This window comes from Janthinobacterium sp. GW823-FHT03B06, assembly GCF_058796955.1.
Genome location: NZ_JBXAJE010000004.1, coordinates 59,503 through 74,706, shown reverse-complemented (window position 1 = coordinate 74,706; position 15,204 = coordinate 59,503). Strand labels below are relative to the sequence as shown.

13 protein-coding genes are annotated in these 15,204 nt (G+C 61.9%); 11 read left to right on the top strand and 2 right to left on the bottom strand.

What is annotated here, in order from left to right; all coding sequences use genetic code 11:
* The first annotated feature begins 49 nt into the window (after positions 1 to 49).
* The 6 genes from AC1RBA_RS14980 (at position 50) to AC1RBA_RS14955 (ending at position 7,038) form a co-directional block, all read left to right on the top strand.
* Positions 50 to 1,072, top strand: a complete 1,023-nt coding sequence (locus tag AC1RBA_RS14980; RefSeq protein WP_070224575.1) for a DUF354 domain-containing protein — start codon at positions 50 to 52, stop codon at positions 1,070 to 1,072.
* 74 nt (positions 1,073 to 1,146) lie between these two features.
* The gene (locus AC1RBA_RS14975) at positions 1,147 to 2,238 is read left to right on the top strand and encodes a Gfo/Idh/MocA family protein (RefSeq protein WP_070289612.1); all 1,092 of its coding nucleotides are present in this window, start codon (positions 1,147 to 1,149) and stop codon (positions 2,236 to 2,238) included.
* A 47-nt stretch (positions 2,239 to 2,285) separates the two neighbouring features.
* The gene (locus AC1RBA_RS14970; RefSeq protein ID WP_070289613.1) at positions 2,286 to 3,176 is read left to right on the top strand and encodes a hypothetical protein; all 891 of its coding nucleotides are present in this window, start codon (positions 2,286 to 2,288) and stop codon (positions 3,174 to 3,176) included.
* Positions 3,173 to 4,282, top strand: a complete 1,110-nt coding sequence (wecB, locus tag AC1RBA_RS14965; protein ID WP_070289614.1) for a non-hydrolyzing UDP-N-acetylglucosamine 2-epimerase — start codon at positions 3,173 to 3,175, stop codon at positions 4,280 to 4,282. Before AC1RBA_RS14970 ends, wecB begins: the two co-directional genes overlap by 4 nt.
* Before the next feature lie 156 nt (positions 4,283 to 4,438).
* Positions 4,439 to 5,593 carry a nucleotidyltransferase family protein gene (locus tag AC1RBA_RS14960; RefSeq protein ID WP_070289615.1) on the top strand — a complete coding sequence of 385 codons (1,155 nt, stop codon included), beginning with the start codon at positions 4,439 to 4,441 and terminating at the stop codon, positions 5,591 to 5,593.
* Between the two features lie 14 nt (positions 5,594 to 5,607).
* Entirely contained in the window at positions 5,608 to 7,038 is a 1,431-nt protein-coding gene (locus AC1RBA_RS14955; RefSeq protein WP_070289616.1) for a mannose-1-phosphate guanylyltransferase/mannose-6-phosphate isomerase, read from the top strand.
* A gap of 3 nt (positions 7,039 to 7,041) precedes the next feature.
* Here the strand turns inward: AC1RBA_RS14955 and AC1RBA_RS14950 are convergent, their stop codons facing one another.
* Positions 7,042 to 7,539 (bottom strand): LbetaH domain-containing protein, encoded by a 498-nt coding sequence (locus AC1RBA_RS14950; protein WP_240453560.1) that lies wholly within the window; start codon positions 7,537 to 7,539, stop codon positions 7,042 to 7,044.
* Between the two features lie 307 nt (positions 7,540 to 7,846).
* Between AC1RBA_RS14950 and AC1RBA_RS14945 the strand changes: the two genes are divergently transcribed.
* The 3 genes from AC1RBA_RS14945 (at position 7,847) to AC1RBA_RS14935 (ending at position 10,223) form a co-directional block, all read left to right on the top strand.
* Positions 7,847 to 8,401, top strand: coding sequence for an FxDxF family PEP-CTERM protein (locus AC1RBA_RS14945; protein ID WP_070289617.1), 555 nt, complete (start codon positions 7,847 to 7,849; stop codon positions 8,399 to 8,401).
* A 78-nt stretch (positions 8,402 to 8,479) separates the two neighbouring features.
* Positions 8,480 to 9,058 carry an FxDxF family PEP-CTERM protein gene (locus tag AC1RBA_RS14940; RefSeq protein WP_070224567.1) on the top strand — a complete coding sequence of 193 codons (579 nt, stop codon included), beginning with the start codon at positions 8,480 to 8,482 and terminating at the stop codon, positions 9,056 to 9,058.
* A 154-nt stretch (positions 9,059 to 9,212) separates the two neighbouring features.
* On the top strand, positions 9,213 to 10,223 hold the full coding sequence (locus AC1RBA_RS14935) for a TIGR03790 family protein (RefSeq protein ID WP_492418867.1): 1,011 nt from the start codon (positions 9,213 to 9,215) through the stop codon (positions 10,221 to 10,223).
* Between the two features lie 54 nt (positions 10,224 to 10,277).
* On the opposite strand, the gene AC1RBA_RS14930 is transcribed toward AC1RBA_RS14935, so the two are convergent.
* Entirely contained in the window at positions 10,278 to 11,018 is a 741-nt protein-coding gene (locus AC1RBA_RS14930) for a PEP-CTERM sorting domain-containing protein (RefSeq protein WP_492418865.1), read from the bottom strand.
* Between the two features lie 450 nt (positions 11,019 to 11,468).
* Here AC1RBA_RS14930 and AC1RBA_RS14925 point away from each other — a divergent pair, with 450 nt between their 5' ends.
* Both AC1RBA_RS14925 and AC1RBA_RS14920 read left to right on the top strand, forming a co-directional pair.
* On the top strand, positions 11,469 to 14,462 hold the full coding sequence (locus tag AC1RBA_RS14925) for an ExeM/NucH family extracellular endonuclease (protein WP_492418863.1): 2,994 nt from the start codon (positions 11,469 to 11,471) through the stop codon (positions 14,460 to 14,462).
* 10 nt (positions 14,463 to 14,472) lie between these two features.
* On the top strand, positions 14,473 to 15,111 hold the full coding sequence (locus AC1RBA_RS14920) for an NF038129 family PEP-CTERM protein (protein WP_492418861.1): 639 nt from the start codon (positions 14,473 to 14,475) through the stop codon (positions 15,109 to 15,111).
* Positions 15,112 to 15,204 lie beyond the last annotated feature (93 nt).

The window sequence follows — 15,204 nt, the reverse complement described above, 5'->3', positions numbered from 1 at the left end:
GCGCCGCGCAGCAGCGCGGCATCTTTTTTCATTGTTGCAAGGGTAATTCATGCGTATCTGGTTTGAACTGACCAACTCGCCGCACATCAATATGTTTGCGGCCATGATCCGCGAACTGGAACGCGAACACGAGGTCGTGATCACGTGCCGGCCGCTGGCCAATACGGTCGAGCTGCTCGACTTGCATGGCTTTAAGTACACGGTGGTGGGCAAGCATTACGGCGGCCAGCTGTCGGCCAAGCTGTTTGGTTTCCCCGTGCGCGTCTACCAGCTGTGCCGCTTTTTGAGCGGCAAGAAAATTGACGTGGCGATCTCGCAGAGCTCTTTCCATTCGCCGGTGGCGGCACGCCTGATGGGCATCCGCTCCATCTACATGAACGATAACGAGCATGCGGCAGGCAATATCCCGGCGTTCTTGTTTGCCAACCGCATCATGGTGCCGGAGTTTCTCGGCATGGAAAAACTCAAGAAGCAGTGGGCCAATCCGCGCAAGGTCTTGCATTATCCGGGCGTCAAGGAAGGGATTTACCTGTGGGAACTTGATCAGCGCCTCGGCGCCAAGGGAGTGCAGCAGCGGGCAGGGCGCGCGCGGCACGTGGTGTATATCCGTCCGGAACCATGGACGGCCCAATATTACAAGGGCAGCCGCAACTTCCTTGATGAGTTGCTGTTGGGTATGAAAGACCGGGTCGATATCGTGTTATTGCCGCGAGGAAAAGAGCAGGGCGTGCATTACCAGGATCCCAAGTTTGCTGGCGTGCGCGTGGTCACCACTGCCCTCGACATCGCCGATATCGCGCCCGATTGCGACCTGTTCATCGGCGCCGGCGGCACCATGACGCGCGAGATGGCCGTGCTGGGCATTCCCACCATCTCCGTTTACCAGGATGCCTTGCTCGACGTCGACCGCCACCTGCTGGAGGTAGGTGCCTTCGAACACCGGCCCGACCTGACGGCTGCGCAGGCGCTGGCCTACCTGGACAGCGCCACGCAGCAACCACCGAATCGCAGCTTGCTGGAAAAGGGCCGCGCCGCGTATGACCTGGTCAAGCGGCAGCTCGTCAACGGCTAAATTTGATTAACAACATACGGGACGATGGCGGCACGGGCCGTCAGCGTCCCGGCAGCGCTAAAGGACAGGACAATATGATACGCCTCGCAGTAGTAGGCTTGGGCAAGATGGGCTTGTCCCATCACTCGATGATCAATGCACATCCCGGTGTCACGCTGGCGGCCGTCTGCGACGCCACCGGCTACATGCTCGACATCCTGGGTAAATATACGGGCGTCAAGACCTATACGGACTTCGACCTCATGCTCAATGAACAGGAACTCGATGCCGTGATCATCGCGACGCCGTCCAGCATGCACGGCAAGATGGTGCTGGCCGCGCTGAACAAGAATATTCACGTGTTTTGCGAAAAGCCTTTCTGCCTCGATACCGAGGAAGGCGAGCAGGCGACCCGCCTGGCGGCGGAAAAAGGCCTGGTCAACCAGGTCGGCTACCACTACCGCTTCGTCGGCGCCTTCCAGGAGGTCAAGCGCCTGCTGGACCTGGGTGTGATCGGTGAAGTGACGCATATGCTGGCCGAGGCCTATGGCCCGGTAGTGCTGAAGCCGAAAGGCTCCACCTGGCGTACCCAGCGTTCGGAAGGCGGCGGTTGCCTGTATGACTATGCGGCCCATCCGCTGAACCTGCTGAACTGGTATTTCGGCGCGCCGCGCGGCGTGGGCGGCTCCGTACTCAACAAGATTTTCTCCGCTGACACGGACGATGAAGTGTTTTCCACCCTGTATTACGCCGATGGCAAGAGCGCCCAGCTGTCCGTCAACTGGAGCGACGAATCCTACCGCAAGATGTCGACGAAGATCAGCGTGTGGGGCAAGAATGGCCGCATCACCGCCGACCGCCAGGAAGTCCAGGTCTACCTGCGCGACGCCAGCGGCGCACCGGAAGGCTATGGCGAAGGCTGGACCGTGCGCAATACCACGGAATTGACGGAACCGGTCGACTTTTACCTGCGCGGCGAGGAATACTCGGCCCAGCTCGATTACTTCGTCCGTTGCATCGTCGACAAGCGCGCGGACGACAATGTCAACTCGTTCGCCTCGGCGCTGGCGACCGACCGCGTGATCTCGATGCTGATCGCCGACGCGGAAAAAGGTCCTGGCGTGCTGTCCGGCGATGCCTTGCCAGAACAGCCGAAAAAGAAAAAAGGTTTCTTTTTTGGCCGCTGACATGCCGCGCAGCAGGATTTCGATACGAAATATGAATGGAGCAGGAAATGGATCAACTCGATCGTTTGTTATTTGGTGATAATCAGTTCTTCGGTGTGAATCATATGTCGGAGGAAAAAGCGCGGGCCCAGGCCATGCGTTTCCAGGATATCAAGGCCGTTATCAGTGTGCTCGATAATGCTTACGATGAAGGGGTGAAATCCTTCATGTGCACGACCCATGACCGTATCGCACAGGTGTGCGATCACATGCGTGCCGACCCGGTGCGCTACAAGGACTTCAAATTCATGCCTTGCATGCCGTATGCCCACAAATATGCGAATGCCGTCACGGAAGACGGCATCATGGGCGCGCTCAAGCGTTTTACGCCCGATGAAGGCTTCCTGAATGCCGCCCTGCGTGGCGGCAAGGCATTGGCGACCAAGGATATCGAAGGCATCATTACCCTGCTGGTGGATGCGGAAATGAAGATGTTTGCCGGCCTGAATACGCCCGTGATCTTCCTGCAGAACGTGGTGGTCGACCTGCTGCTGGGCCTGGGCTTCAAGGACGCCTTCTCGATCTTCGCCAACCACGTGCGCAAGCGCTACAACGCCGAGCCCGGCTTCATCACGATGAACCTGCCGATGCTGCTCGACGTGCTCGAAGAGCAGGGCATCGACAATCCCATCGTCTGCTCGAACATCAACAAGGTGGGCTTCCGCATGTCCGGCGGCTTCGATGCCTACCAGAGCGCCTTGCGCGACCGCAAGTTCCGCGCGATCGCCATGTCCGTCTTCGCCTCGGGCGCGATCGCTCCCGAAGAAGCGATCGAATGGGTGTGCCAGCAGCCGAACATCGAATCCATCGTCTTTGGCGCCTCCAGCCGCGGCAATATCCGCAATACGCGCGAACTGGTGGACCGCTACTGGCCAGTGGCACAGGGGGAGGCATCATGAAGACGGTCTACCTGGTGGCCGGCGCACGGCCCAATTTCATGAAGATCGCGCCTATCGTGCGCGCGTTGCAAGGCCATGCGCGCCTGGCATTCAAGATCATCCACACGGGCCAGCACTATGACCGCGAGATGAACGACGTGTTTTTCGAAGAGTTGGGCATTCCCGAACCGGACGTCTTCATGGCGGCAGGCGGCGGCACGCACGCGGAACAGACGGGCAAGATCATGCTGGCCTTCGAACAGCTATGCAAGGCCGAACGGCCTGCCGCCGTGCTGGTGGTGGGCGACGTCAATTCCACGCTGGCTTGCTCCATCGCGGCGAAAAAGCTCGGCATTCCCGTGGCACACGTGGAGGCCGGCCTGCGCAGCGGCGACATGGGCATGCCGGAAGAGATCAACCGTCTCGTGACGGACAGTATCTCGGACTGGTTCTTCGTTACCGAGCCGAGCGCCGTCGAGCATTTGCGGCGCGAAGGCAAGCCGGATGCCGCCGTGCATTACGTGGGTCACGTAATGGTCGACAACGTGCTGTACCAGGCTGAAAAGCTGGGCCGCGAATCGCCGCGGCAATTTGAGGCGTCGGCCTTCAAGGCGGCGCACAGCGGCGCTGGAGCCCGCTATGGCGTGGTGACCCTGCATCGTCCGAGCAATGTCGACAGCGCCGAAGACATGCGCAAGGTGGCTGGCGCGCTGGTCGAGATCGCCGCAGAACTACCCCTGATCTTTCCCGTGCATCCGCGTACGCGCGCCAACCTCGACAAGTTTGGCATCGACCTGGGGCCGAACATCACGCTGGTGGGGCCGCAAAGCTACATGGCCTTCCTCGACCTGTGGAAGGATGCGGCGCTGGTGCTGACCGACAGCGGCGGCTTGCAGGAAGAAACTACTGCGCTGGGCGTGCCTTGCATCACCATCCGCGAAAACACGGAGCGTCCCATTACCGTCGACGAGGGCAGCAATGTCCTGGCTGGCACGGATCCGCTGCGCATCGTGGCCGAGGCGCGCAAGGTGCTGCGCGGCGAAGGCAAGCAGGGCCGCCGTCCGTATCTGTGGGATGGCCAGGCCGCGCAGCGCATCGTGGCGCAACTGGACCAGGAACTGGCATAGGCAGCGGCAGGCAAGGGATAGGCTGAAAGAGGATTGGACGGGCGCACAGGGCGGACATGGATAGCGCCGCCCATGCGCTTGCAAGATGGCCGATGGCTGGCGATACGCCGGCCGGGCGCCGCATCCACCCCAAACAACGATGGAAAGCGATCGACGATGAAAGCAATGATACTGGCTGCAGGCAAGGGCACTCGCGTGCGCCCTCTGACCTATGATTTACCGAAACCGATGATACCCATCCTGGGCAAGCCGGTGATGGCTTACCTGGTCGAGCATCTGTCCCGTTACGGCATTACCGAAATCATGGTCAATGTCAGCTATCTGCATGAAAAAATCGAGGAGTATTTCGGCGAGGGGCACCAGTTCGGCGTGCAGATCGGCTATTCCTTCGAAGGTTACACGAATGACGCAGGCGAAGTCGTGCCCGAGCCGCTGGGGTCGGCAGGCGGCATGAAGAAGATCCAGGAATTCGGTAACTTTTTCGATGAAACCACCATCGTGCTATGCGGCGATGCCTTGATCGACCTCGACATCAAGTCTGCCCTGTTCGAACACCGCCGCAAGGGCGCGCTGGCGTCCGTCATCACGCTCGAAGTGCCGTGGGACAAGGTGTCGAGCTATGGCGTGGTGGTCAGCGATGCCGACGGCCGTATCCGCGCCTTCCAGGAAAAACCGGCGCAGCCTGATGCGTTGTCCAATTGCGTCAGCACGGGCATCTATATTTTCGAACCCGAAGTGCTGGAACTGATTCCCAGTGACCGGCCGTTCGATATCGGCTCGGAACTGTTCCCCCTGCTGGTCGAGAAGGGATTGCCTTTCTATGCGCAAAAACGCAACTACAACTGGATCGATATCGGCAGCGTCAAGGATTACTGGGAAGTGCTGCAAAGCGTGCTGATGGGGGAAGTGGCCCAGCTGGACGTGCCCGGTATCCAGATCGACGACGGCCTGTGGGTCGGCTTGAATACCAGCATCGACTGGAGTGGCGGCACGCGCATCGAAGGCCCCGTCTACATCGGTTCGGGCAGCCGCATCGAGGCGGGCGCGACGATCATCGGACCGACGTGGATTGGCCACGGCAGTCACGTGTGCGCGGGCGCCGAAGTGGTGCGCAGCGTGCTGTTCGAGTACACGCGCGTGCTGCCCGGCGTGGTGCTCGATGAAATGATCGTCTTCAAGGATTACAGCGTCGACCGGGCCGGCGAGATGCGGCACGCATCGCAGTATGAGCCCGATGCCTGGGCCAATGCGCGCGACCGGCGCAACCGCCGGCGTGCCGAGATGTCCACGCAACTGCGCGCAGTCAAATAACCAGGAGCCCCGACATGAACATCTATCCAGTGATCTTGTCGGGAGGCTCCGGTAGCCGTCTATGGCCGCTGTCGCGCCAGGCGCTGCCCAAGCAATTGTTGCCGCTGGTATCAAGCCAGACGCTGCTGCAGGAAACCGTGTTGCGCGTGCGGGACCTGGGCGATGTCGGGCTGGCGGTCATGCCGCCGCTGCTGGTGTGCGGCAATGAGCACCGTTTCATGGTGGCTGAACAGCTGCGCCAGGTCGGCGTCGCGCCGCTGGCCATTCTGCTGGAGCCGCTGGGACGCAACACGGCACCGGCCGTGGCGGTCGCCGCGCAATATCTGCTGGCGCACGATGCCGATGCCCTGATGCTGGTCATGCCGGCCGACCATCTGGTCGGCGACGTGGCCGCGTTTCACCAGGCGATCGCGCAAGCCGCGCCGCTGGCCGACGCGGGCGCGCTGGCCACCTTCGGCATCTTGCCGACCGCCGCCGAGACGGGCTACGGCTATATCCTTGCCGGCGCCTCCCTGCCTGGTTCGGCGCAAGGACGGCAGGTCGAGCGCTTCGTGGAAAAACCGGACTTGCCCACAGCCCGCGCATTTCTTTCCGATGGCCGTTACCTGTGGAACAGCGGCATGTTCCTGTTGCGCGCCGCCGCCTGTCTCGGCGAGTTGCGGATGCTGGAACCTGCCATGCTGGGGGACTGCGAGCTGGCCGTCGCGCACGGCTGCCGCGACCTCGACTTTTTTCGCCTCGATCCTGCCGCCTTTGCCCGCTGCCGCAGCGTTTCGATCGACCATGCAGTGATGGAACACACGCAGCGGGCCGTGGTCGTGCCGGCCGCCATCGGCTGGAGCGATATCGGTTCCTGGTCGGCCTTGTGGCAAGCCTTGCCCGGCGACGAGCATGGCAATGTCGTGCGCGGCGATACCTATCTCGATGGCGTGCACAATTGCCTGGTGCGTGCCGGCAGCCGCATGCTGGCCGTACTCGGGGTGGATGACCTGGTGATCGTCGAGACCGATGACGCCGTGCTGGTGGCGCACCGCGACCAGGTGCAGCGCGTGCGGCAGGTGGTCGAGCACCTGGAGCGGCATGCGCGCACGGAACACGTCCAGCACCGCCTCGTGTACCGGCCTTGGGGCAGCTACGAAGGCATCGATATGGGCGAGCGCTTCCAGGTCAAGCGCATCGTCGTCAATCCCGGCGGGCAACTGTCGCTGCAGATGCACCATCACCGCGCCGAGCATTGGGTAGTCGTGCGCGGCACGGCCCGGGTCACCTGTGGCGAGACTGTCAAATTACTGACGGAAAACGAATCCACCTACATTCCCATCGGTATGACGCATCGCCTGGAAAACCCCGGCAAGCTGCCGCTGCACCTGATCGAGGTGCAGACCGGCAGTTATCTGGGAGAGGACGATATCGTGCGCTATGCCGATGCCTACCAGCGCGCCTGAGGCTCAGGGCACGCGGTGCATTACGTCCGGCGTGCAGCCGCTCTTGACGACCTTGCCAGGGTTGCCCACCACGATGGAATACGGCGGGATGTCTTCCGTGACGACGGCGCCGCCTCCGATGCGGCTGCCGCGCCCGATGGTGATGCCGCCCGTGATGATGGCGTGCGGGCCGACCCACACCTCATCTTCCAGGGTCGGGTAGCCGGTGACGCGCTGGCCATCCCTGGCAATGCGGTCGCGACGGCCCAGCGTGACGCCATGGAACAGCGTGACATTGCGGCCGATGACGGCACCCGGGCTCATCACCATGCCCCAGCCATGCGTGAGGGCAAATCCGGGGCCTATCTGCGCCCTCCAAGGGAAATCCACCCCCGCCTGGCTGGCCGCATAACGATGCACGAGCTTGCAGAATGGAAGAAATACGGGCCACAGGCCGCGCGCCTGCGATACCGCCTGGCAGAGGCGGGCGGTGGCGACGACACGGAAGGTTCTACTGCGCAAGATTTCCTTGAAGGTCAAGGGCCAGCTGCTGCGACCGAATAGCCGATACGTGTCTGCCTTTAATGCTGTCCAGGTTGTCATACATTCACCACGTCTTCCCTCCTGTTGTCGTTGGTACTGATTATATCTTTACTATGTTTGCGCACGCCACGGTAACAAGCCGGCATCCGAATTTGATGCTATAAAGAAACTATTTATTAAAAAAAGAATAATCAAATAAATTGCTTTATGATATTATTCTTCTTGGTTAAATTAATTCAATTCCCGTAGGCAATTTATTGTCTGCAATTACGTTTGGTGGAATCGCATGAAGAAACATATTTGCTCAGCTGTGGCCACCGTGGCATTTGCCGGTGCCGCCCTGTTTTCCCAGGCAGCAGCCGCCGCCGTTGTCGACATCAGCTCCGTGCCGACGGCCGTGACGCTGGCGAATGGCGGATCGCTGACCTTTGGCGACAAGTTTAAATCCGGCAATAAAGACAACTTTTTCAACGACCACTTCACGTTCAACGTGGCACAGTTCAGCAATGTGAGCCTGGTGGTCACGTCGACCAGCACGAGCGCGGCGAATGGCTTGAACCTGACGGGCCTGGGCCTGTACGACAGCGCCAATCACAGCCTGTTGCAGGGCGCGCAGGTATTGACGGGCAAGGATGACAAGTGGACCTTGTCTTTTGCCAACCTGGCGGCCGGTTCCTATTACGTCAAGGTTAGCGGCAACCTCGTTTCGGGCGCGGGCGCCACCTTCAGCGGCAACGGCAGTCTGGTGTCGGCTGTGCCGGAACCGGCAAGCTACGGCATGCTGCTGGGTGGCCTGGGTCTGCTGGGCTTCCTGGCGCGCCGCCGCCAGAAGTCTGCCTGAGCATCGCTGCACCGCTTTCCTTCCGCATTTTTATCTTGCGGCCAGCCTGTGCCGGCCGCTGTTTCCTTGGTGAAAAGTATGAACAAAATTCTCAAATCCCTGTTCCTGGCGATCATGCTGGCCGGCAGCAGCCTGGGCGCGCAAGCCGCCCCCGTCGACATCAGCCACGCGCCTGTCGACCTGACGCAGGACTTGCTCGATTATTCGGGCAGCAACCTGTTCGGCTCGTTTACGCTGGCACCGGGCCAGTTGGCCGGCGTCGAGCACAATTTCTTCAGCGACAAATTCCTGTTCACCTTGACCGGTAGTAATGATTTTAGCGGCCTGGCCACTTCCCTGAAGCCCAGCCTGAACTCGGGCCTGACCTTGACGGGTTTCAGTCTGAAGAATGCCGGCGGCGTCGTCTTGCAAGGAACGCTGGACCTGTTGAACTTCACGGCGGCGGACCAGGCCTGGGTGCTTTCGTCGAACGCAGCGCCGCTGGGCGCCGGCGACTACTTCCTGGAAGTGAATGGCTACGTGGCCTCGGCGGCCGGCGGCAGCTATAGCGGCAACGTGTCCGTCAATCCCGTGCCGGAACCGGAAACCTATGCCATGTTGCTGGCAGGCCTGGGCCTTGTGGGTTTCATGGCGCGCCGCCGCAAGCAGCAGGCGTGATGGCCGTGGCGTGAACGGAAAAGCGGAGGCCTCGGCCTCCGTTTTTTTTTGCAGCGCTTCCGCGGCTATTTTCAAGGCTATAATTGTTGGCACAATGGGCGGCCGGCAAACGGCCGTTTTGATCAATCGCACGTGTATTTTTCCCGGTACCCCATTGCGTATTTCATTCTGTCTGTCGCTGGCATTGCTGGCCAGTAGCGCCCATGGCGCCGCACCCGGCTTGCAGCCGTCACAATTGGCCATCGTCATCAATGATGCTGAACCGAACAGTATCGAGGTGGGGGCGTATTACCGCCAGGCGCATGCCATTCCTGCCGCCAATATCGTGCATGTGCATATTCCAAACCGGCCGCGCAAGCTGAGCATGGACCAGTTCGCTCAACTGAAGGAGCGCATCGACGGCCAGCTGAAGCCAGGTATCCAAGCGGTGCTGATGGTATGGAGCGCGCCGTATGCGGTCGAATGCAATTCCATCACCTCGGCCTTTACCTTGGGATATGACGCCGGGCAGTGTTCGAAGAGCTGCGGCGCCGGCAAGCCCAGTACCTATTTCAACAGCGATACGGCCCAGCCATTCAGCCAGCTGGGCATGCGTCTGTCGATGTTGCTGCCCATCGATTTTGTCGAAGAGGCCAAGGCGGTCGTCGATCGCGGCACGGCCAGCGGTTTTGCCGTGCCGGCCGCCAGTGCCTATTACCTGAACACGAGCGAAGGCGCGCGCAACAGCCGCGCGGCATTTTTTCCACCGGCCGGAGTGGTGCGCCAACGCAAGCTGACGATCAAGAACATGAAGGCCGATGTGCTGGAAGGCGCACAGGACATCATGGTGTACCAGACGGGCATGGCGAAGGTGGACAAGCTCGATACCTTGCGTTTTCTGCCGGGCGCTCTGGCCGACCACCTGACGTCGTTTGGCGGCGATTTGCAGGGCACGGCGCAGATGAGCAGCCAGCGTTGGCTGGAAGCGGGCGCGACCGCCAGTTACGGCACCGTCAGCGAGCCTTGTAATTATTGGCAGAAATTTCCCAACCCCACGGTGCTGCTGCGCCGCTACCTGAGCGGCATGACGGCGCTTGAAGCGTACTGGGGCAGCGTCGCCTGGCCGGCGCAGGGGCTGTTCATCGGCGATCCTCTGGCGGCGCCCTACGCCAGCTTCCGCCGCTGACGGCATGCTGGCGTGATTGAAGGCAAAAAAAATGGCTCGTATGAGCCATCTTTTTTATGCCTTGCCGTTGCGGCGGCGGCCGATCCAGCTCAGCAGTCCCAGGCCTGCCAGCAACATCACATAGGTTTCCGGTTCCGGTACGGGAGGAATCGGCGGCACTACGACGCCATTGCCGCCAGTGCCGATCGCGCCGCCGCCGCTGCGGTCGAAACCGCCGCTGGCGCCGCCGCCGCCGACACCGCCGCCACCGGCCGGCGGCGCGATGCCGCCGCCAGACGAGACCAGCAGCGGTTCATACACGTCGCCGGCACGCAGGCTGCGGCCAGCTTGATAGCCACGGCCTTCGATGGCTGGTTCTTCCTGCGCATACACGAAATCGCGGCTGCCGAAATGGTGCTGGCCGGTGCTGGCCAGCAGGCTGGCATTGGCGCCGTATCCTGCATCGGCAGGCTGTCCCAGAGCGTTGGCCAGACGATGGTCATTGCCGGAAAATGCAGGCGTGCGCAATACCTGGTCTGACTCGCCGGTACCAAATTCGGGCGTCGAGCCAACACCGTCATTGCTGCGCGCGCCAAAGTTGACGAAACCATTCGCCAGGCTGCAGGCGCTGCTTGAACTGTCGGGGTTGAATTCGGCGCCCTTGCCACCGCCATCCGCATTGCCCGCTTCGCAGCGCTTGCTGTCCGCATTGGTCTGTGCCGCAACTGTCTGTGCCTGCGCCAATCCGGCCGTCATGAACAGGGCTGCCGCCATGGCGGCGCAGAAAACGGAGTATTGCTTGCGTGGTTTTAACATGGTCTATCTCTTCAGAATGCATGCGAGCGTCGCGCCGTGCGCTGTCCGTTCGTGATGCGATTAATATTGCTACCGGTAATGCGACCTTTGTGTGCATGGCCGGATGTGCATCCCAAGAGGCAAGCGAGGCTGGGGCCTGCTCTCATTGTTGCGAAGCTGGTTGTTGTTGTCAGGAACAAAATTTATTTGCCTGAAATATATCACATTTTTCCTGGCGGCGTCTTTTTGACTTGCCACACGGTGCCATATGTTGTTCATAAAATACGTTTCAGCAGGCATCGGAAATAGCTGACGGACGAGGCTTTACTCCATTCGGCTTAATCAAATGTCATCAAGTCGTCATCCCCGGCCTTTAATATGCAAATAACAAGTCTGAAATACTTTTGTTAATTGTGGCGCGCCGGCCCATCCTGCGGGACCGGCGCCATCTATTTACCGACCGGGATCCTCATGCACACCTCGTTTTCCCCCTTGCGCACGCCGCTGCGCCTGACCGTCATGGCTACCCTGCTGGCCAGCCTGTCCGTGCCGGCCCTGGCGGCTTCCGATATTGTCATCAGCCAGGTGTATGGCGGTGGCGGCAACAACGGCGCGCTGTATCGCAACGATTTTATCGAACTGTTCAACCGTGGCGCCAGCCCCGTGAACCTGAGCAACTGGAGCGTGCAATACGCGTCCGCCGCCGGTTCGAGCTGGGCCGTGACGGCGTTGCCGGCTATCGATTTGCAACCGGGCCAGTATTTGCTGGTCCAGCAAGCCAAGGGGACGGGCGGCACGCAGGACTTGCCCGCGCCGGATGCCTCGGGCAGCCTGGCCATGTCCGGTACGGCGGGCAAGGTGTTGCTGAGTAATAACAAGACGGCCCAGACGGGCACCAGCCCCACGGGTGCCGCCGTCGTCGACCTCGTCGGTTTCGGCACGGCCAACGGTTTTGAGGGCGCCGTCGCTCCCGCGCCATCGAATACCCTGTCGATCGCGCGGGCGAATGGCGGCTGCGGCGACACGGACGATAACAGCGTGGACTTCGCCGCCGGCAGCGTGACGCCGCGCAACACCGCCTCGCCGCTGAATGTCTGCGGCGGCCCCGTCGTGCACCAGATCATCACCAGCTGCCCGGCCAGCCTGGCGCTGGCGCTGGGCAGTGGCGGCAGCGCCGTACTGCGCGCGTCCGACGTCGATGGCGTGGTGAATGCTGCTACCTTGAGCTCGCCGGCCGTGGCCGGCATCAGCCTGGCCAATTTCAGCGCGGCCGGCGTGGCGGGCGAGAGCGCCAGCGTGAGCCTGCTGGTGGCCGCTGGCGTGCCGGTGGGCAATTATCCTGTCATCGTCCAGTTCGGCAACGACCAGCAGCAAACGGCGTCATGCAAGGTCGACGTGGCCGTGCAAGGCCTGGCCGCCATCAGCCACACGATTCCGCAAATCCAGGGCAGCGGTGCAAGCAGCCCCTACGCCAATTCCGTGCAGACGACCGAGGGCGTCGTCACCCTGAAGGTGGGCACGGGCTTCTTCATGCAGGACGCGGCCGGCGATGGCGACCCGTCTACGTCGGACGGCATCTTCGTGTACACGGGCGCGGCCGTTACCACCGTGCAGCCGGGCGAACTGGTGCGCGTGACGGGCACGGTGTTCGAATACACGCCGTCGGGCGCGAAAAATTCCTACACGGAATTGAAGGACGTGACGGCCATCCTCACGCAAAGCGCGGGCCACAGCATCGTGCCGAGCAACGTGACCTTGCCGAACGACAACCTGGCGGCCGTGGAAGGCATGCTGGTGCGTTTCACGCAACCGCTGACCGTCTCGCAAAACGCCTACCTGGGTGCGCGCGGCGAACTGACCCTGTCGGCGGGCCGGCGCGAAGTGCCGACCAACCGCTATCCGGCAGGCTCCGCCGAAGCGCAAGCCTTGATCGCCGCCAATGCGAACAACCTGATGGTGCTCGATGATGGCATTTTCGTCACGCCGCCGACGATACCGTATATCGGCCAGAACAACACCGTGCGCAGCGGCGACACGGTGGCCGACCTGACGGGCGTGGTGGATTTCGGTGCCATCGGCGGTGGCGGCGCCGCCTACAAATTGCAGCCGACGCAGACGCCGCAATTCTCGCGCGACAACCCGCGCACGGGCAGCCCGGAACTGCCGTCTGGTAACGTCAAGGTGGCCAGCGCCAATGTACTGAATTTCTTTACGACCTTTACCAATGGCAATAACGTGTTTGGCCAGACGGGGCAGGGCTGCACCGTGGGTTCGTCGACCACCAAATCGAACTGCCGCGGCGCCGACAACCTGGCCGAGTTCGTGCGCCAGCGCGACAAGATCGTGGCCGAACTGAAAGCCATCGATGCGGACGTGGTGGGCTTGATGGAAATCCAGAATAATGGCGAAACGGCCGTCACTTACCTGGTCGAGCAGCTGAACGCAGCCATCGGCGGCGTCACCTACGCCGTGGTGCCGAAGCCGGCCGCCACGGGCACGGACGCCATCCGCGTGGCCATGATCTACAAGCCAGGCAAGCTGGGTCTGGTGGGCGGCGCCCTGTCGGACGCCAACGCCATCAACAACCGTCCGCCGATGGCGCAAACGTTCAAGGCCGCCAACGGCGAGAAATTCTCGCTGATCGTCAACCACCTGAAATCGAAGGGCAGCTGCCCGTCGGGCGGGCTGGACGCGGACCAGAACGATAGCCAGAGCTGCTGGAACGCCACCCGCGTGCAGCAAGCGCAGCGGCTGGTGGGCAGCTTCGTGCCGCAGGTGGCAGCCGCCGCCGGCGACGCGGACGTGCTGGTCATCGGCGACTTGAATTCGTATGGCGCGGAAGACCCGATCCAGGTCATCACGGGCGCCGGATTCGTCAATGAACTCGAGCGTTTCGTGCGGCCGTCCGGCATGCCGTACTCGTACGTATTCGGCGGCCAGAGCGGCTACCTCGACCATGCCCTGGCCAGCGCTTCGCTGAGTCCGCAAGTGGCGGGCGTGGCCGAGTGGCATGTGAATGCGGATGAGCCGGAAGTGATCGACTACAACATCGACTCGGCCAAGCCGCAAGACCTGTACAACGCCTTGCCCTACCGCGCCTCGGACCACGACCCCGTCGTCATCAGCCTGGACTTGCAGCCCGCCTACCGCGACATCACGGCCGGCGTGGCGCAAGCCAGCTCGGGACTGACGTTCAACCGCGCGACGCAAAAGTACACGGGCACGTTCTCGTTCACCAACACGGGCGCGGCGGCCATCAGCGGCCCGTTCCAGGTGGTGTTCGGCGGCTTGCCGGCCGGCGTGACCCTGGCCAATGCCACGGGCAGCCATGCGGGCGCGGCCTATGTCACCGTCAACGCGGCCAGCCTGGCGCCCGGTGCGACGGCCTCGTTCGCCGTCAGCTTCACCAATCCGTCAAAAGTGACGATCAATTACTCGGCCAGCATCTTTGCCGGCAACTTCTAAGGACTTGACCATGTTGACAACGAAATTCAACCTTACCCTGCGCCGTGCCGTGCTGGCCGCCTTGCTCGCTGGCAGCAGCAGCCTGGCGCTGGCGGACCCGCTAGCCTACCGCGTGGAAATCGACACGAGCCAGTTCTCGGGCGCCGGTTTCCTCGACTTCGCCTTTATCGCCGGCAACAGCCCGGCGCCGGGCGCGACGGCCACCCTCAGCAACTTCTCCGGCGCGTTCGGCGCGCTGGCATCGCAGGAAGGCAACGTCAGCGGCAGCTTGCCCGGCACCTTGACCTTCGGCAATGGCGGCGCCTACAACGACTGGTTTCACAATGTGACCCTGGGCGGCAAGTTCGGTTTCAACGTCGTTTTCGGCGGCGACTTCCTGAACACGGCCGGCAACGCGGGCACGACGTTTGGCGTGGGCTTGCTCGACTACACCGGCACGTCCTACCTGGGCAATGTGAACGGCAACCTCGTGCAATTCGAATTGACGCCGCTCAATGGGGGCATTCCGGCGAGCATCGCCGGCAGCACGTATGCGAGCATCGCGTCGATCTCGGCCGTGCCGGAAGCGTCGGAGTGGATGATGCTGACGGGCGGCCTGGCGCTGATCGGTTTTGCCTTGCGCCGCCGCCAGCCTGTCACGCGCGCCTAGTTTTTCCAGTCGGAACACAGCGCGCCTGCGGGCCGCTGTGCTTCGCCTATTTAGTCGCAATAGCTATAAATCAGGAAACTAAATTGTATTGGT